This is a genomic window from Larkinella insperata, assembly GCF_026248825.1.
Lineage (GTDB): Bacteria > Bacteroidota > Bacteroidia > Cytophagales > Spirosomataceae > Larkinella > Larkinella insperata.
The window spans coordinates 603,965-623,220 of the sequence record NZ_CP110973.1; the positions used below are offsets into that span (position 1 = coordinate 603,965).

The 19,256-nt window shown below is 52.4% G+C and carries 10 protein-coding genes; 3 read left to right on the forward strand and 7 right to left on the reverse strand.

Annotation, left to right across the window (positions count from 1 at the left end; all coding sequences use genetic code 11):
* Positions 1-24: 24 nt before the first annotated feature.
* The 7 genes from OQ371_RS02340 to gyrB form a co-directional block, all read right to left on the reverse strand.
* Entirely contained in the window at positions 25-1,482 is a 1,458-nt protein-coding gene (locus tag OQ371_RS02340; protein ID WP_265994256.1) for a TolC family protein, read from the reverse strand.
* The gene (locus OQ371_RS02345; RefSeq protein WP_265992124.1) at positions 1,460-4,648 is read right to left on the reverse strand and encodes an efflux RND transporter permease subunit; all 3,189 of its coding nucleotides are present in this window, start codon (positions 4,646-4,648) and stop codon (positions 1,460-1,462) included. The genes OQ371_RS02340 and OQ371_RS02345 overlap by 23 nt, the downstream gene beginning before the upstream one ends.
* A gap of 109 nt (positions 4,649-4,757) precedes the next feature.
* Positions 4,758-5,918, reverse strand: a complete 1,161-nt coding sequence (locus OQ371_RS02350) for an efflux RND transporter periplasmic adaptor subunit (protein WP_265992126.1) — start codon at positions 5,916-5,918, stop codon at positions 4,758-4,760.
* A 146-nt stretch (positions 5,919-6,064) separates the two neighbouring features.
* Positions 6,065-6,409: a hypothetical protein gene (locus tag OQ371_RS02355; RefSeq protein WP_265992128.1), complete on the reverse strand. Its 345-nt coding sequence runs from the start codon at positions 6,407-6,409 to the stop codon at positions 6,065-6,067.
* A gap of 364 nt (positions 6,410-6,773) precedes the next feature.
* Positions 6,774-8,015 carry a NupC/NupG family nucleoside CNT transporter gene (locus OQ371_RS02360; RefSeq protein ID WP_265992129.1) on the reverse strand — a complete coding sequence of 414 codons (1,242 nt, stop codon included), beginning with the start codon at positions 8,013-8,015 and terminating at the stop codon, positions 6,774-6,776.
* A 259-nt stretch (positions 8,016-8,274) separates the two neighbouring features.
* On the reverse strand, positions 8,275-10,470 hold the full coding sequence (gene ppk1 / locus OQ371_RS02365) for a polyphosphate kinase 1 (RefSeq protein ID WP_265992130.1): 2,196 nt from the start codon (positions 10,468-10,470) through the stop codon (positions 8,275-8,277).
* 274 nt (positions 10,471-10,744) lie between these two features.
* Entirely contained in the window at positions 10,745-12,742 is a 1,998-nt protein-coding gene (gene gyrB / locus OQ371_RS02370) for a DNA topoisomerase (ATP-hydrolyzing) subunit B (RefSeq protein ID WP_265992132.1), read from the reverse strand.
* A gap of 351 nt (positions 12,743-13,093) precedes the next feature.
* Here gyrB and OQ371_RS02375 point away from each other — a divergent pair, with 351 nt between their 5' ends.
* The 3 genes from OQ371_RS02375 to OQ371_RS02385 all read left to right on the forward strand — a co-directional run bounded on the left by OQ371_RS02375 (position 13,094) and on the right by OQ371_RS02385 (position 19,132).
* Positions 13,094-13,714, forward strand: coding sequence for an LEA/WHy family protein (locus OQ371_RS02375; protein ID WP_265992134.1), 621 nt, complete (start codon positions 13,094-13,096; stop codon positions 13,712-13,714).
* 598 nt (positions 13,715-14,312) lie between these two features.
* A complete protein-coding gene (locus tag OQ371_RS02380) occupies positions 14,313-17,477 on the forward strand; it encodes a SusC/RagA family TonB-linked outer membrane protein (RefSeq protein WP_265992135.1) in 3,165 nt (1,054 codons plus the stop codon).
* A 35-nt stretch (positions 17,478-17,512) separates the two neighbouring features.
* Positions 17,513-19,132 carry a RagB/SusD family nutrient uptake outer membrane protein gene (locus OQ371_RS02385; RefSeq protein WP_265992136.1) on the forward strand — a complete coding sequence of 540 codons (1,620 nt, stop codon included), beginning with the start codon at positions 17,513-17,515 and terminating at the stop codon, positions 19,130-19,132.
* The last annotated feature ends 124 nt before the right edge of the window (positions 19,133-19,256 follow it).

Sequence of the window (19,256 nt, forward strand, 5' to 3'; positions counted from 1 at the left end):
ATAAACTCTGCGTAAAAGCTTCATTTATTGCCAGCCGCCACCCAACGCCCGGTACAGGTCGATCAGCGAAAGAAACTGGGCGCGTTTGGTGTTGATAAGCGATAACTCGGCCGTTAGAACGCTCCGCTGCGCCGTAATTACTTCCAGGTAGTTGGCGTAACCCGTAGCAAAAAGCTCGTCGGAAATGGTAGCGGCCTGATTCAGCACCGTCACCTCCTGCGTTTGCAGGTCAGCCACTTTCCGGTAATTTTCTATTCCGCGCAAGCTCGTCATCACCTCACTAAAGCCGGTCAGCACGGTTTTCCGGTAGTTGTAAAAAGACTCCCGGCTCTGCGCGATCGACAAATTCAGATTCGATTTGAGGTACCGCCGGTTGAAAACCGGAGCCGCCAGACTCCCCAACGCCCCCAGCGCCAACGAAGCCGGATCGAGCAAGACCGACGCCCGGAACGAATTCAGCCCAATGTAAGGGGTTAGATTCAGTGAAGGCAAGAAATCGGCACGGGCCACATCAACGTCGATGTTAGCAGCCTGCATTTCGAGTTCGGCCTGCTGGATATCGGGTCGGCGACGAAGCATCTGACTCGGCACCCCCGCCGAAATCTGAGCCGGCAACTCCTGATTCGTGAGGGTTTTACTGCGGGGAATCGGTTGCGGAAACCGGCCAAGGAGCTGATTCAACTGGTTTTCCGCTTCCACGATCTGCTGCTGCACCTGGGCTTCCAGACTCCGCGTGTTGATCAACTGCGCGTTGAATTGCTGCACCGCCAGTTCCGTCACGCGTCCGGCCGCTTTCTGCACCACAACCAGTTCGACGGCCCGCTGTTGCAGCGCTTCGTTTTCCCGGATAATTTCCAGCTCGCTATCCAGCCCCAGCAGGGTGTAATACAGGCGACCCACCTCCGCAATGAGCGACGTAACAATCAGGTGACGACCTTTCTCGGAAGCCAGAAAGCGCACATAAGCCGCTCGTTTGCGGTTGCGCAGCTTGCCCCAGAGGTCAATTTCCCAATTGCTCCGAAAACCCAGAAAGTACTCCGGCGTGGCATCCGGGATGCGCTGTTTGCCGTCGATGTTCGGTGACAGGTTGGTATCGAAGTTCCCCACCCCGTTGAGCGTGTAGCGTCCAAACCGGTCGATTCCAGCCGCGGCAACGGCATTGACCGACGGCACCAACGCTCCGCGCGTAAAGTCGAAATTGGCCCGGGCCACTTCAATCCGCTGCGTGGCAATCTGCAAATCCGGGTTCCGGGCCAGGGCCGTGTCGATCAGGCTTTCCAGATCCGGATCCGAAAAAAAGCCTTTCCAGCTCAGATTACCGATGGAAGTGGAATCCGCACTTCCCGTGAACGAGGTGGGTATTGGCGTCGTTGCCGGCAACCGAAGCGGTTCGGAAACCCGGCAACTACTCAACAATAAAAGCGGAACGAAACAACAAAGAGCGTTAACGTAATTGAATTTATGAATGAACTGTCGTACCATTTTCATGAGTTTGAGTGAATACCGGAACCCGTTCAGAGTCATCGTCTTTGGGCGGTTTGGATTGTAGCTTCTGCGCCAGTTTGGCAAACACCACGTATAGACCGGGAATCAGGAACAGCCCAAACAGCGTTCCGATGAACATCCCACCCGCGGCTGCCGTACCAATCGACCGGTTACCCAGGGCACCGGCACCGGACGCAATACAGAGCGGAATCAAACCGGCAATGAAAGCAAAGGAGGTCATCAGAATCGGACGAAGACGCGACAACGCCCCTTCCATAGCCGCTTTCAGAATGGACAGGCCCTCCTGCTGCTTCTGGTTGGCAAATTCGACGATCAGAATGGCGTTTTTACCCAGCAAACCGATCAGCATGACAAGCGACACCTGCGCGTAGATGTTGTTCTGCAATCCGGCCAGTTTCAGGCAAAGGAACGAACCGAAAATCCCGGCGGGCAACGACAGCAACACCGCCATCGGCAGAAACAGACTTTCGTACTGCGCCACCAGCAGCAGGTACACGAAAACAAGACAGATCACAAAAATCCAGATGGCCTGGTCGCCCGAAAGCACCTCTTCCCGCGTCATTCCCGACCACTCAAACGAAAAACCGCGGGGCAGCTTCTCCTTCGCCACTTCCTGAATGGCCCGGATGGCATCCCCGGAACTGTAACCGGGTGCGGCTTCTCCGTTGATCATGGCGGACGTAAACATGTTGTACCGGGTCAACTGTTCCGGTCCGTACACCCGCTCCAGCGTCACGAAGTTGGAATACGGCACCATTTCGCCCTGATCGTTTTTCACCCGCATGTTCAGCACGTCTTCCGGTTTGGCCCGGTAGCTCGGGGCCGCCTGCACCATCACTTTATACATCTGGTTGAACCGGATAAAATTGGACGCGTAAAAACTACCCATCAGCGTCTGGAGTGTACTCATCGCGTTGTCGATGGACACGCCTTGCTGAGCGGCCTTATCCTGATCGACGTGGAGCAGGTACTGCGGGAAGCTGGGGTCAAAACTGGTAAACACCCGGCTGATTTCCGGCCGTTTTTCAAGTTCCGCAATGAACGAGTCAGCTACCTTTTTCGTGTTTTGCAGATCATCGCTCCGGGTTTTGTCCAGCAAACGAATCTCAAAACCACTGGAGTTACCAAAACCGGGCACCGTGGGGGGCGAGAAGAACTGAATGCTGGCGTCGTTGATGTGCTTGGTTTTTTCGGCCAGAACCGCAATGACGTCATCAACGGTTTCCTTTCGTTCGTCCCAGCTTTTGAGGTTGATCATGCCCATCCCGTACGACGCTCCGGCTCCGTCGGTCATCAGGCTCAAGCCCGCCAGCGTCGAAACGTTCTCCACCGATTCGAGCTTGGAAGCCGCCTGTTGCACCTGGTCCATCACCTCTTCCGTCCGCTCAACGGTAGCACCCACGGGGGTTGTCACGTTGACATAGATCATCCCCTGATCTTCCGTTGGAATAAATCCAGAAGGCAGTATGGTATTGACACCCCAGGTTGCCGCCACAAACAACAGCAGAACGCCCCAGGTAACAACGCTCCGGTTCACGAAGGGCCGCACTCCGCCCATGTATTTCCGGGCCAGCGCATCGTAGCCCCGGTTGAATTTGGTAAAAAACCGTCCGAGCCAGCCGGTTTGCTCCCCGTGAACGGGCCGGAGCAGCAGGGCACACAAAGCCGGGGTCAGTGTTACGGCGTTAATCCCCGAAATCACGATGGAAATGGCAAGGGTCAGCGAGAACTGCCGGTAGAAAATCCCGACCGGCCCCGACAGGAAGGCTACCGGAATAAACACCGCCGACATAACCAGTGTGATGGCAACGATGGCTCCGCTGATTTCTTTCATGGCCGCAAACGTAGCCGCCCGCGGAGACAGGTGTTCTTCGGTCATTTTGGCGTGCACGGCCTCCACAACCACAATCGCATTATCGACGACAATCCCGATGGCCAGTACAAGCGCAAACAGGGTCAGCAGGTTGATGGAAAAGCCGATGGTCTGCATAAACGCAAACGTACCAACCAGCGCCACCGGTACAGCCAGCGCACAGATCAGCGTTGAACGCCAGTCTTGCAGGAAGAGGAAAACGACGATGAATACGAGGATAAACGCTTCGAACAGCGTCCGGACTACTTCATGAATCGACGCGTCGAGGAAGCGCGAAACGTCGTAGGCAAAATTGTAGGTCATACCGGGCGGGAAGGTCGTTTCCTTCAACTCGGCCATTTTTGCCTTTACGTTGTTAATAACTTCCTGCGCATTGGAACCGGGCCGTTGCTTCAGCATGATAGCCGCCGAAGGCTTCCCGTCGTTTTTCGACAAAATGCTGTAATCCAGCGAACCAAACTCCACATCCGCAACATCCTTCAGACGGAGCAGCGAGCCGTCTTCTTCGGTCCGGAGCACCAGGTTCTCGTACTGCGCCGGGTCGAAAAACTTCCCGGTATACCGGAGGACGTACTGCAACACCTGAGCATCACGATCGGAACTTTCACCGGCTTTACCCGGTGCAGCTTCAACATTTTGTTTCCGAATGGCATTGATCACATCATCCGGCGATACGGCATACGCCGTCAAGCGGTCGGGTTTAAGCCACACCCGCATTGAATACTCGCGGGCACCCAGAATATCAACAAAACCAACGCCGTCGATCCGCTTCAGTTCCGGGAAAATATTGATGTCGGCGAAGTTGTAGATAAATTTCTCGTCCGCCGTGGTATCGCTACTGATCAAGTTGAGATATAGCAGCATACTGTTGACTTCCTTTTCGGTGGTTACCCCGGCTTTAATTACCTCTTCGGGCAACTCATCCAAAACCGTGGTTACGCGGTTCTGCACGTTCACGGCCGCCAGGTCGGGGTCTGTACCCACTTCGAAAAAGACCTGGATCAGGGTTGAACCATCGTTTCCCGAAATAGACGTCATGTAGGTCATGTTCGGCACACCGTTGATGGCCCGCTCAATGGGCATGGCTACGGCTTTCGTACTCACCTGCGCATTGGCCCCCGTATACATGGCCGTTACGGTCACCGACGGCGGAACAATGTCAGGAAACTGGGTGACGGGAAGGTTCATGAGCGCCAATAAACCCATCAAGGTAATCAGCACCGAGATTACCGCGGAGAGTAGAGGCCGTTTTATGAAGGTATTGAACATAATGGACGGTTAGTAAGCCTACATAATACGATGCCAACCCTCCAGATCGCGGCTGCGCTGAAAGGTTGCTTCGTACGTGTAGGATGGGTTAGTAATCAATAGGCGACCCTTAATTGGTCGCCACTTGCGTATCCGCCTTCTCGGGGTTTAACGTCAGCAGACTGTCACTTGACATTTCCTGGGGCACGATTTGCATGCCCTCCCGAATGTTCTGGATGCCTTCGTAGACAACCCTTTCACCCGGCTCGAGTCCTGATTTGACGAGGTAGAACTGCGCCAGACGGCTCTGGGGCACAAAACTGCGCATCTTCACTTTATTGGCCGTATCGACCACGTAGACGTAATTCTTGTCCTGAATTTCGAAGACGGCTTTTTGCGGAACCAGAACGGCGTTATCGACCTCGTTTTTCAGCCGGATTTTTCCCGTAGCCCCGTGTTTGAGAACCTTGTTGGGGTTTGGAAAGCGGGCGCGGAAAGCAATGGTACCAGAACCGTCGTCAAACACACTTTCCATGGTTTCGATTTTACCCGGTTGTCCGTACGGCGTGTTGTCGGCCAGCAGCAGATCCACTTCCTGACTGCTTTGTTTGGTCCGGTTTTTGGCTTTCTTGATGTACTCGAGGTATTCTTTTTCCGAGACGTGGAAATAGGCATAGACTTCCCGAATATCCGAAACCGTCGTGAGCAGGGAACCTTCTTCGATCAGGCTGCCCATTTTAAACGGAATCCGGTTAATTACGCCATCAAACGGCGCCCGGACGCTGGCTTGCGATAACCGCAGAGAAGCATTCTGCGCAGCCGACTGGGCTTCTTCAATCGCGGCTTTGGCGGCATCCAGTTTCGATTTCGCCAATTCCAGCTCAGACGGTGAAATCACTTTTTTATCCACCAGCATTTTCACCCGTCCGAGTTCGACTTCGGCGGTTTTAGCTTCGGCCGTCGCGCTTTTCAGATTGGCTTTGGCCTTGGCCAGTTCAGACTGGTATTCGGCCTGATGAATCTGGAACAGCAATTGTCCTTTGGTAACCTGCTGACCTTCATCAACATATATTTTATCGAGGTAGCCCCCAACGCGGGCCCGCAGTTCTACATTCCGAACGGCCTCGACATTGCCGGCGTATTCCCGTTGTAGCGTAGTCGACTGCCGGGTTACTTCAAAAATGGGTAAGGTAGGCTTTTCAGCTTCGCCCTTTTCTTCGGTTGTTTCTGACGAACAACCAAACAACAAGCTACTGATAGCCAGAGCACTTACAATGCTATATCCTTTCATAGTTCTGTGTGATTTCCTGTTAAGCGTATTTAGGTATAGTCACGACGCAGCGCATCCGGCTGGATGTCCGCCCTGTAATTTCAACGCAGGTGTTGACTGGGTTTAGTGTATTTTATAACAACAAAGCTCGCCGAAGCGAAACGCTTTTATTGCTGGGGCGGAGGTGACGTAATTTCCAGGACGTGCGAAAAGACACGAATGAAAGTGAGCCCGACAGGCCGTGGAATCAGATGCCAGCTGGCTGGCTGCAGAGAAAATGAGAAAAGCGGGGCAGAAAAATAGTCGTGCTCGATGTTGAGAACGTCAGAATCTTTGTCGGATTCATCCTGTTCCGGGCAGGCATCGAAAATGCCCAGCCAGTCCTCCAGAACCAACTCACCAATGCTCTCAATTTTGTTAACGGATAAGTCTGCTTTATTGGCACCGTGAAGCCTTCTGGGTGAATAATGCTCAGGCACATCAACACTAATGTTGATGATGTGCAGCGCCATCAGCCAGCAGAATAAGCGGTGCAGAAAGAAACTTTTTCTCCGTTTACTCATTTGAGATCCTAATCTTTATATTTCAAAATTAAGCACATATATCGGAAATATGCAAATTCTGTTTCAAAAACAGGCCATAATTGCAATTATATACTGGTTTTTCTCCGATCATTACAATTTTGTATCGAGCTTTAACTTAATAAACCCGGCCGCAAAATCGTTTGAAATCAGAGTTTTAAACCCTGTGCTTATTATAAAACAACGTGTAGGAGCAAAAAGAGTTCAGGGTAAATACTATAAGGTTTACCATAGAGCCAATCGGAAACACCTGACTTAGTAAGAATTTCCGCTTGGCTCTATGGTCAATGTAATATTACAGCAGCAAACCGGCCAGCGTGGCCGACATGTAGGAGGCTAACGTTCCGCAAATGAGGGCTTTAAAACCCAACTTGGCCAGATCGCTCCGGCGCGAAGGCACCAACTCCCCAATACCGCCAACCTGGATGGCGATGGAGGAGAAATTGGCAAAACCGCAAAGGGCAAAACTGGTAATGGCGATGGTTTTGGGATCGAGTGTTTCCCTGATTTTCACTAGCTCGAGGTAAGCCACAAATTCATTGACCACCATTTTTGTGCCCATCAGTGCCCCGGCAGATTGAATATCCTGACTCGGTACGCCCATTGCCCAGGCAAAAATGGCAAAAACGTGGCCCAGCATGTAATTCAGGCTCAGGTGCGGAAAACCGAAAATATAATAACCGATCCGGAACAAAACGCTGTCGATCAGCGCAATAAGGGCGATGAAACCAATCAACATGGCAACTACATTGAAGCCGACTTTTAGTCCTTCGCTGGCTCCGGCGGCAATGGCGTCCAGCAAATTGGCGTAGATCTTCTTGATTTCCAGCTTGACGGTTCCCTGCGTTTCGGATACTTCGGTTTCGGGAAACACAATCTTGCTGATGACTAGGGCTCCTGGAGCCGCCATCAGACTGGCCGCCAGCAGGTAAGGAGCCGGAACGCCCAGTGAAATATAGACGGCCATTACTCCACCGGCGATGCAGGCAAAACTGCCCGTCATCGACGCCAGCAGCTCGGAGTTGGTCATGGTTTTCAGATATGGCTTAATCATAATCTGCGCTTCGACCTGTCCGACAAATGTGCTCGATACGTTCGATAGAGCCTCCGCTCCACTCACCCCCATCAGCCATTTCATGAACCGGGCCAGCACAGCAACCACCCGCTGCATGACGCCCAAATGGTAAAAAATATTCACCAGAACAGCCACGAAAATAATCGTCGGGATGACCTGGAAGAAGAAAATAAAACCGTTTTCGGGTCCGAAAGCCCGCGTGAGTGCCTCCCGGTTGACCAGGGGAGCAAAAACAAATTCGGCCCCCTTCACTGATTTTTGCAACAGCCGGTCGACCCACTGGCCCAGTGTCTGGAAAACATGTTGACCGATGTCGGTTTTCAGGATGAATACGGCCAGACCAAATTGAAGCAACAACCCTACTCCTACGGTTCGAAAATTGATTGCCTTGCGGTTATTTGACATGGCATACGCAATGCCTAAAATCAGGACGATGCCAATCAGTCCGGTAAAACGGCTCATTCGGTAAGGTGGTTAATTGAAGTGTACGGTATTTTACAAAAAACCTGTGAAGATACGAAGGTTTGACCGGTCATGAATTGGAAATTTCATGTTTTTCTCTGCTTCATTCTCAGGTTATTCGATACACTACCAGACCCCTCCAGTTGCGATTAGTAAAACCGCCTGTAAGCAGATTTGATTTTCGTATGATAGTAAAGTGATCGAAATGGGGTGGAATTTCGTTTTCGTGAAAAAAGCCGCTCTTAGGCGGCTTTTTGATTTATTCGTGGACCTCTTCGGCGGGCTGAGACTGCACCTCCGGCGGTTCTGGTTCCTGCGGTGTTTCTTCCGCAAACAGCTTTGCCTGCATGACTTCTTTCTGCGTCACTTCAAAGAATTTCTTTTGGATGTTAAACGGCTCTTCCACACCTTCTTTCAAGCAGCATTTCGTATAAGAACCATCCTCCTGAAGTTCATAGGCATTGACGTTATCGCGCAGGTTGTAATCCAGAATCTGAATGGTCTGTTGCTTCACCCGCTTATCGACGAGCAAAAACAGGGATTCGATTCGTCGGTCGAAGCTGCGGACCATGACATCGGCGCTTCCCCCGTAAATTTTGGGATCGTTGTTATTGTGGAAATAAAACAACCGCGTGTGTTCCAGAAAATCACCCACGATTGACCGGACAGTGATGTTATCACTTAACCCCTGCCGGTGGGGCCGCAAACAGCAAATGCCGCGCACAATGAGCCGAATCGGCACCCCCGCCTGCGACGCTTTGTACAATTCGTCGATAACCGCTTGGTCTTCCAGCGAATTAATTTTAATGCAGATACCGCTGGGCAGCCCCTGCTTGGCATTTTCGGCCTCGTTCTGAATCAGCTTGATGAGCTGTTTCCGCATATCACGCGGAGCCGTAATCAGGTACTCGTAATCATTAGGGAGGGAATGACCGGTTATAACGTTGAAAAACTCTGAAATATCGTGCGTATAAACCTCGTCAGTGGTTAATAATCCGATATCCGTATAGAGTTTTGAAGTTTCCTCATTATAGTTACCGCTCGACAGGTGCGCGTACCGAACCACTTTCTGGCCTTCGCTCCGCACCACCAGCAGGAGCTTCGTGTGCGTTTTGAAACTGCTGATACCGTAGATTACGAAACACCCGGCTTTTTGCAGCCGTTGCGCTTCCCGAATGTTGTTTTCTTCGTCGAACCGGGCTTTTACTTCAAACAGCACCGAGACGTGTTTACCGTTTTCGGCGGCTTTCAGCAGCGCTTCCGTCACCCGCGAGCGTTTGGCCAACCGATAGATTGTCAGTTTGATGGCCAGCACGTGAGGGTCTTCTGCAGCCCGCTCGAGCAACGCAATCACCGGTTCGAAATTGTTGTAGGGATGATGGAGCAGAATGTCGCGCTCCTTCATCATTTCGAATATGTCGGTATTCTTTTCCCGGCGGATTCCCAGCGCCGGAACGGGAGCCGGGGGCGCCGGCAATTCATCACGAAACTCCGGATTGCGCACAATCTGCCACAGACTCGTGTAATCGATCAGCAGGTTGTTTTCAAACAGGTTGTAATCGTCAATTTCCCACTTTTTCTTGAGTAGGTTGACCATCCATTCCGAAGCATCGGGTTCTATTTCGACGCGAACTACCCGGCCTAGCCGACGGTTTTTGATTTTCTGCTTGATTTCGTCGATGAAGTCGGTTTCCAGGTCGTCGCTTTCCTCCAGCGTAAAATCCCCGTTACGGGTGATGCGCAGCAGATTAACCGCTACTATATCCACATTGCGATACAACTTCTTGATTTCCTGCCGGACGATCTCTTCGATGGGCAGAAAGCAGGTTACGTCTTTCCGCTCGAACTGCATAAACCGGGGCAGGTTGGCCGGAATCTGAACGAACGACAGCCGGTGGTGCTCGTCATCGTCCCCCGCCTTAACCGGGCGATTCGGGTCCTGCGTTACTACGCAAAAGATCAAAACCTTCGCCAGCAATACCGGAAAGGTATGTGTATAGTCGTAGACCATTGGCGTCAGCATCGGGTAAATCGTACGGTCAAAGTAATCGACCGCTTTCTCCCGCTCTTCGTCCGTCAGATCGCTCAGGCCGACAAATCGAAAATCGACTTCATGAAACGATTCTTTCAGCTCTTCAAACACCGCGAGTTGCTCCTTGCTGAATTGCTGGGCGGCCGACATCAGGGCTTTCCGAAAGGGAATTTCCCGCAGGCCGGAATAGTCAATACGTTCCTTGCCGTAATCAAGGTAATTATACAGACTGCCGATTCGGATGGTAAAAAACTCATCCAGATTCGAAGCCGTGATGGCGAGAAACTTCAGGCGGTCGAGCAGGTGCCGTTCGGGGTTGCGGGCCTGATCCAGTACCCGGGCGTTAAATTTCAGCCAGCTCAGGTCGCGGCTGATGTAGTTACTCTGGTCGATTACGTTCGCCAGCTTTTCGTTTATTTTCATGGCTTTACCGTCTTCTGAATCCGCCGGTAAAGTTACTTTACGTCCCGAAAAAAACGAGAAGAAGCTCCCGAAAGAGCCCTTGCGATCTATATTATCTTTTTGTGAAGAATTTTTGTCTATCATAGGTTGGGTGGACTATTTGTAATCGATAACGTACAATAATACAACTTCGTACGAAGTTTTTAGTTTTTGCCTCAAATCACCGCTTTTACACCAATAAGTCCGCCTGTCAAAAATCTACCCTAAAAAAAAGCGGGCTTTCGGCCCGCTTTTTCTATACATCTACTTTTGCGTACTTGGCGTTTCGCTCAATAAACTCTCGGCGGGGGGCTACTTCATCGCCCATCAGGGTGGAAAAGACGTGGTCAGCTTCGGCGGCTGACTCGATGGTCACCCGCTTCAGGCTTCGTTTATCGGGGTCCATTGTGGTGCTCCACAACTGCTCGGGGTTCATCTCGCCCAAACCTTTGTAGCGCTGTACGTTCACATTTTCTTCCCGACCCGCTCCGGCCAGTTCCCGAACGGCGGCTTCGCGTTGCAGCTCAGTCCAGCAATACCGTTCTTCTTTTCCCTTTTTCACCAAATACAAAGGTGGTTGGGCGATGTAAACAAACCCGTTCTCAATCAGCGTCCGCATGTGCCGGAAGAACAGGGTCAGAATCAGCGTCCGGATGTGGCTACCGTCCACGTCGGCATCGGTCATGATGATCACCTTGTGGTACCGCAGTCGCTCCAGGTTCATCACGGTTTCGCCGTTAATGCGTTCGAAACGGACGCCGAGCGCCGTAATGATATTTTTTATCTCGTCGTTTTCGTAAATCTTGTGCTCCAGGGCTTTTTCCACGTTCAGGATTTTACCCCGCAACGGCAGAATAGCCTGAAATGCCCGGTTCCGTCCCTGCTTGGCCGAACCACCCGCCGAATCCCCTTCCACGAGGTAAATTTCGCAGTTTTCGGGATTGGTGTCCGAACAGTCGGCCAGTTTGCCGGGTAAACCCATACCGCCCATGAAATCCTTCCGATCGGTCATGATGCGTTTGTAAGCCTGATCGGCCGCAATCCGGGCCTGGGCCGAGATCAACACTTTCCGGATGATGGATTGGGCTTCTTTCGGGTGTTCTTCAAGCCACATCTCGAGCATTTCGGCAACGGTCGAGCTAACTGCGCCCACTACGTCGCTGTTACCAAGTTTCGTCTTGGTCTGCCCTTCAAACTGCGGCTCGGCGACTTTCACGGAAATCACGGCGGTCAGCCCTTTCCGGAAGTCACTTCCGTCAAAAACAACTTTCCCGGCGTTCTTTCCCAGCACCTGCGCGTTGCGCTCGGCGTAATTTTTCAAAATCCGGGTCAATGCCGTCCGAAATCCCTGAACGTGCGTTCCGCCTTCAATTGTGTTGATGTTGTTGACGTACGAGGAGATGTTCTCGCCCGCTTCGAGGTTATACACCATCGAAACCTGAACGGGGGTTGAACCGGTTTCGCGCTCCATGTAGATTGGCTGCATGCCTTCGAGCGACTGCCGGTTTTCGTCGAGGTATTTTACAAACTCGATCAAGCCACCTTCCGAGTAAAACTCGGTTTTCAGTGGCTCTCCCGCTTCGTTCATGTCACGCAGGTCCGTCAGGGTAATGCGAATTCCTTTGTTAAGGAAAGCCAGTTCGCGCAAACGGCTGGCAACGGTATCGTATTTGTAAACCGTTTCGGTAAAAATGGTTTCATCAGGCTTAAAGCGTACGGTTGTACCGGTATCGCTGGCGGTACCGATTTCCCGAACGTCGTACAACGGATGACCGATGCTGTACTCCTGCTCAAATATTTTGCCCTCGCGGTGCACTTCTACCCGCAACGAGGTTGAGAGGGCATTCACGCAGGAAACCCCCACACCGTGCAGACCGCCGGAAACTTTGTAGGTATCTTTATCAAACTTACCACCCGCGTGCAGAACCGTCATGACCACTTCCAGGGCCGACTTACCGGTTTTGTGCATCCCGGTCGGAATGCCCCGCCCATTATCGCGTACGGTGATGGAATTATCTTCGTTAATCGTTACATGGATGGTGTCGCAATAGCCGGCCAGGGCCTCGTCAATCGAGTTATCGACTACCTCCCAAATCAGGTGGTGTAATCCCTTGATTCCCACATCCCCAATGTACATGGCCGGTCGTTTCCGGACGGCTTCAAGCCCTTCCAGAACTTGGATGTTGCTGGCTCCATAATCGCCTTGTACGTGACCTTCTGGTGTGATGTCGGTTTCAATTAATTCGTTTGTCATAGAATGCAACCAGTATGCTTCCGTTTTACGGAATTGTTATAGGAAAGACGTTTAAAAATACGTTTCCGGATAGTAAAAATACAAAATTTTTAGGCCATTTCCTAAACTAAATCGGCTTAACGTATAAATATATCACCAAAACAACGGACCGCAAAATTTTACGATCCCAAAAACGGCCAAAATAGCGAAGAATGTATTTTTCCGCTGCACAGAGCCCGAATCGGACTGACCAGAAGAAGGGAAATTTGAGAAATATTCACGCCGGAAGCTGGATCAATTTAATTTTTCCAAACTAAACCAATCTCTTTTTCGTCTATCTAACGTCAGTACAACCTAATCGAATAACAAGGAATGAAAAAATTCGCGTTTTTTTTGGCTATTTCAGCCCTTGCGCTGGTTTTCAGCCAGTGCGCCGTCAACCGGCAGCTCTCGCAGGCCAAAGCCCTGGGCGACTGTAAATTCAACATCGTCTCGGCCGACAGCGTCTACCTGTCCGGAATTGACATTCGGAAGCTGAAAAATATAGACGATCTAAACCCGCTGCGGTACCCGCAGATTGCCGCCGGTCTGCTGTCGAAAAGCATCCCGCTGAGCGCCCGCATCAACATCGACATCACAAACCCGACTAATAAGCTGGCGGCCATCAATCAACTGGAGTACAAAATTCAACTGGCCGAACAGGAATTGTTCAACGGCTTCATCAACCAGCGCATCGAAGTAGCGCCGGGGGGGGGCAGCACGCGCGTTCCGGTCAAACTGAATGCGAATGCCTACCAGCTGCTGACGGACGACAGAACCCGGTCGGCGTTTACGGACCTGATGCGCAACATGAGCGGCACCAACAACACCAAACCGTCGGTGCTGACCATCAAGATCAAGCCAACGCTGGCGCTGGGCAATAAAAAGATTGATTATCCCGGCTACATTACCATCAATCAGGAAGTAACAAACAAAATCCTGACGGGTCAGTAAACTCCGGCGAAAATTCGCCTACCCCAACCGCTTTATCCATTCAGGGTGGGCTAGCTCATGGTATTGCAGGGTTCTGCACCATCGGCTGGTCCACCCTTTTTATGTTCAATGCCCTTTCAATCGCCAAATCGGGTATCCTTTTTAGCAACAATTCACATCCTATATTTTAACCGTTCTGTTAAATAAAATACAAGTATAATCATATTTAAGACCGAGTAGGATACCGAAATAAGATACTTTATTAGTAGAAAAAGAATACTTATGACCTAACCCTGAAGGCGGTTCGGTTCTTTTGAAGAGATTCCTCCAAAGGTTCCGCTCCCAAACTAGTATGCCAGTAACCATTCTTCAGCTACCGAAACGGAATCCGGCGTTTGCCCGCCATTTCGATTTCCATCCTTCTTCAGAACGCAGCTTTTGAAGTGAACTCTGCACGGATTTGTTGGGCTGTAATCAGCCTTTCCGGAACAGCTCAGGCGATAGCCTGACGCCAAGCTTTTTTATTCCTTAATCAATTTCAAAACCCCGTCAATGGATCTTGACCCGCAGGAAAACTGCGCTTACAAAACGCGTATAAACTTCTACTCCATGTTTTCGTATGAAAAGTAACATTCAGTACTTCAGTTGGCTGCCTACGCTGCTGAAAACGTCTTTTTTACCCCTGCTGGTCGCAGGGGTCAGCCCCATCGTGGCTAAATCAAACGGTTTACCCAGACCAGAACGACGCATAACCGTTACCGCAGAGCAGCCGATTTCCGGCAAGGTAACCGACGAAAAAGGCGAAGGCTTACCGGGTGTAAGCATCGCCGTGAAAGGCACAACCCGCGGAACCACCACCGACGCCAACGGCGAGTATAAGCTGACGGTTCCGGACGAAAACGCGGTGCTGGTCGTCAGCTTCGTGGGCTACCAGCGGCAGGAGCTTACCGTTGGCAACCGGTCAGTTATTAACATTCCGCTAGCCGTTGACGACAAAAGCCTGGAAGAGGTGGTCGTAGTTGGCTACGGCGTGCAGAAAAAAGTCAACCTGACCGGCGCCGTTTCAACCATTGAGTCCAAAGCCCTCGAAAACCGCCCCTCGCCCAACCTGGCGAATGGTCTGCAAGGGGTTACGCCCGGCCTGATCATTACCCGCCAGAATGGCCAGCCCGGCCGCGACAACATTGCCATCCAGATCCGGGGCGCTACCTCGGCCAACGGAAACGTGAACCCGCTGGTCCTGCTGGATGGCGTGAGTGTGCCCATCTCGACCATGCAAACCATGAATCCCAACGACGTGGAAAGCATCAGCGTACTGAAAGATGCCGCGGCAGCCGCGATTTATGGCGCTCAGGCGGCCGGGGGTGTCATTCTGATCACCACCAAAAAGGGCAAGTCCGGAAAAGTAACCTTCGACTACCTGGCGCAACAGGGAATCGACTGGGGAATCAACATTCCGGGCCGAATGCCGCTGCTGGAAGAAGCCGAGTTTTCCAACCTGGCCCGCGTCAATTCGGGAAGCGCGCCCGAATACACGGATTTTGAAATGGAGAACATCCGCAACGGCGTTCCCTACGCCATCAATCCGGCCGACACCAGCAATTACCTGTATTTCAACCAGGAGCCGATTGCCAACAGCGTCCTGCGGAAATACACGTCCATGTCGACCCATAACATCACGGCCCGGGGCGGTACGGAAAAGCTCAACTTCCTGATTTCAGGCGGCTATTACAACAAACAGGGCGTTTTTAAAGTCGGCCCGGATAATTACAAACGGTATAATCTGCGGGTCAACCTGGGCTCCCAACTGACCCGGCACCTTTCGCTCGACAGCCGGTTGTCGTATTCCAACGAGCGAACCAAGAGCCCATCCGCCGATGCCAACAACAGCGGTTTGCTGTATCAGGTCTACCGCTTCCGGACCCGAAACCCCATGTTTACGCCCGAAGGCCGTTACAATTCGGCCAACAACACGTACGCAACGCTGGCCGAAGGTGGTTACAACAACTACACGCGCAATTTCTTTGACGGCGTTTTTACCCTGACGGCGGCTAATTTTATAAAGGGTCTGCAACTGCGGGCGGTGGCCGGAACGCAATACCGCCGGGGTGATCGCCAGCTTTTCAACCGCACCGTTCCCGTGTGGGCCAAATCCAAGATTGCGGGGTACGTCAATCAGATCAATTCCTACCAGCTTGACAACGAGTTGACAAAGAACACCAACCTTCAATTCCTGGCCAATTACGACTTTAAAGCGGGTGAAAACCACAATTTCGGGTTGTTTGCGGGCTACCAGTGGGAGAATTACCGGGAAGACAACCTCTGGTCGAGAGCTACAAACCTGGTGAGCAACGACCTGCCGACGCTGAACCTGGGCGACGACAAGACCAAGACCAACGGCCAGACCATCCGGACGTACGCGTTTCAGTCGGTGTTTGGGCGTTTCAATTACAACTACGCCGATAAGTACCTCTTTGAAGCTACGGTCCGGCTGGACGAAAGCTCCAAGCTGGCCCCGGGTATGCGGCAGAAGTTTTTCCCGGCGGCTTCGGTGGGCTGGAATGTACACCGGGAGTCGTGGTTTGGCGACGCCGTGCCGTTTGTGTCGGAGTTAAAACTGCGCGGGTCGTGGGGCCGCTTGGGGGGTGCGCTGGGCGACGCCATCGGTTATTACGACTACCTCAGCCAGCTAAGCCGGGGCAACAACCTGGTCCTGGGCGATTCCCGGACGTCGTACATTTACCAGGGCTCCATTCCATCGGCCGCCCTCTCCTGGGAAACCATCGAAACCACGAACGGTGGTCTGGACCTCGGCTTTTTCCAGAACCGGCTTCAGTTCAACGGTGATTACTACGTGAAATTTAACCGAAACATGCTAACGGCCCAGCAACTACCGGGCACCATCGGCATCGGTACACCCCGCAAAAACATTGGCGAGCTGAAATCGTGGGGCTGGGAAGCCGAAATCCGTTACCGGGATCGCATCGGCAAGGAGTTTACGTATTCGCTGGCGGTCAACGTTTCCGACAACAACAACCGGCTCGTCAGCTTCTCAAACCGCAATGTCGTAGCCGCAGGAACCAACGGGTTGATTGAAGGCTATCCGCTCAACACCATCTGGGGGTACCAGACCGCCGGGTATTTTGCCACCGCCGATGAAGTTAAAAACTGGGCTTTCCAGGATAACCGGGCCGGTGCGGGCGACGTCCGATACGTGGATCAGAACGGCGATGGCCGCCTAAGCGTGGGCAAGGGGACCGTGGCTGATCACGGCGACCTGGTGTTTCTGGGCACAACCAACCCGCGTTACCTATTTGGAATTACCCTGGGAGCGCAGTGGAAAGGCTTCGATTTCACGGCATTTTTCCAGGGTGTAGGCAAGCGTAGTTACCGCTCAACCGCCGAATCCATTGCCCCGCTGCTGGTGACCTGGAAACAGCCACTCGCCATCCACCGCGATTACTGGACGCCCGAAAACCAGGATGCCCTGTTTCCGCGGCCTTACACCGGTGGTACGCACAACTACCTGGCTTCCGACAAATGGACACTGAACGCCAGCTACATGCGGCTGAAGAATTTGCAGATCGGCTATACGTTACCGGCTACCCTGACGCAGAAAATCAACGTTTCCCGCGCCCGGTTTTTCTTTTCCGGTCAGGATATCCTGACGATCTCCGGGCTCGGTCCGTTTCAGGGTTATTTCGATCCGGAAACCCGCGACAATGTCGAAAACGACTATCCGTTTTTCGCCACGGCTTCAATCGGCCTGAACGTATCTTTCTAATGCTTGATTATTAACAAGTTTAAAACCGATTTTCCATGAAAGTGCTTATAAAAAATAGCTTTGCTGCGCTGGCGCTCCTGGCGTGTCTGACGGCGTGCGAAGTGGACCGGTTGCCCGAAACCAACATTGCGGACGAAACCTTCTGGCAGTCGGAATCCGACATCAAACTAGCCAACAATTACCTGTATACGTTTTTGCCGGGCTTCAATACGGAAGATAACTGGTCGGACGACGCCTTTGGACTGGCAGCCAACAACATCAGTGACGGCTCACGGCTGGCCCCGGCTACGGCAACGAATGAGTACAATAACGTCTACAACTTAATCCGGGCGGCCAACAACACCCTTGAGAAAGCTCCCCGGGCCGCAGGTGCCGTTAGCCCCGCCGTACTGGACCGATACCTGGCCGAAGCACGATTCTTTCGGGCCTGGGGCTATTATTCGCTGGTGCAGAAATATGGCGGAGTGCCGCTGATCCTGAAAACCCTGACCGAAGATTCGCCCGAACTGACCCAACCCGCAGCCAGCCGGGATGAAATTTTCCGGCAGATTTACGAGGATCTTGACGTTGCGATTGCGAAACTCCCGACTCCCACGGCCCTGGGAAATGCCGATTACGGCCGAATCTCGAATACGGCGGCTCTGGCGTTCAAGGCGCGGGTAGCCCTTTTTGAAGGTACCCGATCGAAGTACCACCAGTACGGCACCCCCAATACCCACCTGACACTGGCCGTCAATGCCGCGAAGGCCGTAATGGACAGCAAAGAGCACGATCTGTTCGGCAATTATTTCGACCTGTTCCAACTGGCGGGTGAAGGGCGGCAAAACCGCGAGAACATCATCGTTCGGCAATACGGGGTATCGAATACCGACCGCGTATCGACCCATAATTATTACCGGGGCAGCCTGGAAACGGGGAACATGAGCCCGACGAAGAGTCTGGCCGATTCGTACCTGATGAAAGACGGTTTGCCGATTTCGAAGTCTCCCCTGCACAAAGCACCGGTAAAATCGACGGACGTTTTCACCAACCGCGACACCCGGATGAATGCAACGTTCATGAAAGCCGGCGATCCGTACATGACCACCAAACCGGTATTTGACATCGCGAATCTGGTGTTCAACAAAACCGGTTTTACGTTCCGGAAATACGCCAACATCGACGACTGGAACACGCAGGCTTCCACTACGGACCGGGCCCTGCTGCGATACGCTGAAGTGCTGCTTACCTACGCCGAAGCGAAATACGAACTGGACGGTACCATCAGCGATGCCGACCTGGACCTGACCATCAACCGCCTGCGGGCCAGGGGTGGTGTGGCCAAGCTGACCAACGCCTTTGCTGCGGCCAACGGGCTGAACATGCGGGACGAAATCCGCCGGGAACGACGGGTCGAACTGGCGCAGGAGGGCTTCCGGTACTGGGACCTGATCCGCTGGAAAACCGCCGAGACGGAACTGGTTAAACCCGTGCTGGGCAACTACTTCTTCAAAACGGAATACGTCTCCTCAACGGTAAACCTGACCCCGGACAATTACATCGTCGTGCAGGATGCCAGCTTCCGGAGGTTCGATCCCGCCAAGGACTACCTCTGGCCCTTACCCGTTAACGAATTGGCGCTAAACCCGGCATTGCAGCAAAACCCGGGTTGGTAACAATACCTTGACAAACGGCGCCGGGCCACCGAGTCTGGTGGCTCAGCGCCGTTTTAATGGAGTACTTGAAATTAAAATGCTTTTTTCAAGTACCTAACGCCAGAGATATCTTTCAAAAAAAAGC

What these genes read in the sequence shown, in the direction of transcription:
- OQ371_RS02355 (WP_265992128.1), bottom strand. Translation starts at nt 6,409, where the DNA reads ATGGCGCTGCACATCATCAACATTAGTGTTGATGTGCCTGAGCATTAT.
- OQ371_RS02385 (WP_265992136.1), top strand. Translation starts at nt 17,513, where the DNA reads ATGAAAGTGCTTATAAAAAATAGCTTTGCTGCGCTGGCGCTCCTGGCG.
- OQ371_RS02340 (WP_265994256.1), bottom strand. Translation starts at nt 1,482, where the DNA reads ATGGTACGACAGTTCATTCATAAATTCAATTACGTTAACGCTCTTTGT.
- gyrB (WP_265992132.1), bottom strand. Translation starts at nt 12,742, where the DNA reads ATGACAAACGAATTAATTGAAACCGACATCACACCAGAAGGTCACGTA.
- OQ371_RS02345 (WP_265992124.1), bottom strand. Translation starts at nt 4,648, where the DNA reads ATGTTCAATACCTTCATAAAACGGCCTCTACTCTCCGCGGTAATCTCG.
- ppk1 (WP_265992130.1), bottom strand. Translation starts at nt 10,470, where the DNA reads ATGAAAATAAACGAAAAGCTGGCGAACGTAATCGACCAGAGTAACTAC.
- OQ371_RS02350 (WP_265992126.1), bottom strand. Translation starts at nt 5,918, where the DNA reads ATGAAAGGATATAGCATTGTAAGTGCTCTGGCTATCAGTAGCTTGTTG.
- OQ371_RS02375 (WP_265992134.1), top strand. Translation starts at nt 13,094, where the DNA reads ATGAAAAAATTCGCGTTTTTTTTGGCTATTTCAGCCCTTGCGCTGGTT.
- OQ371_RS02360 (WP_265992129.1), bottom strand. Translation starts at nt 8,015, where the DNA reads ATGAGCCGTTTTACCGGACTGATTGGCATCGTCCTGATTTTAGGCATT.
- OQ371_RS02380 (WP_265992135.1), top strand. Translation starts at nt 14,313, where the DNA reads ATGAAAAGTAACATTCAGTACTTCAGTTGGCTGCCTACGCTGCTGAAA.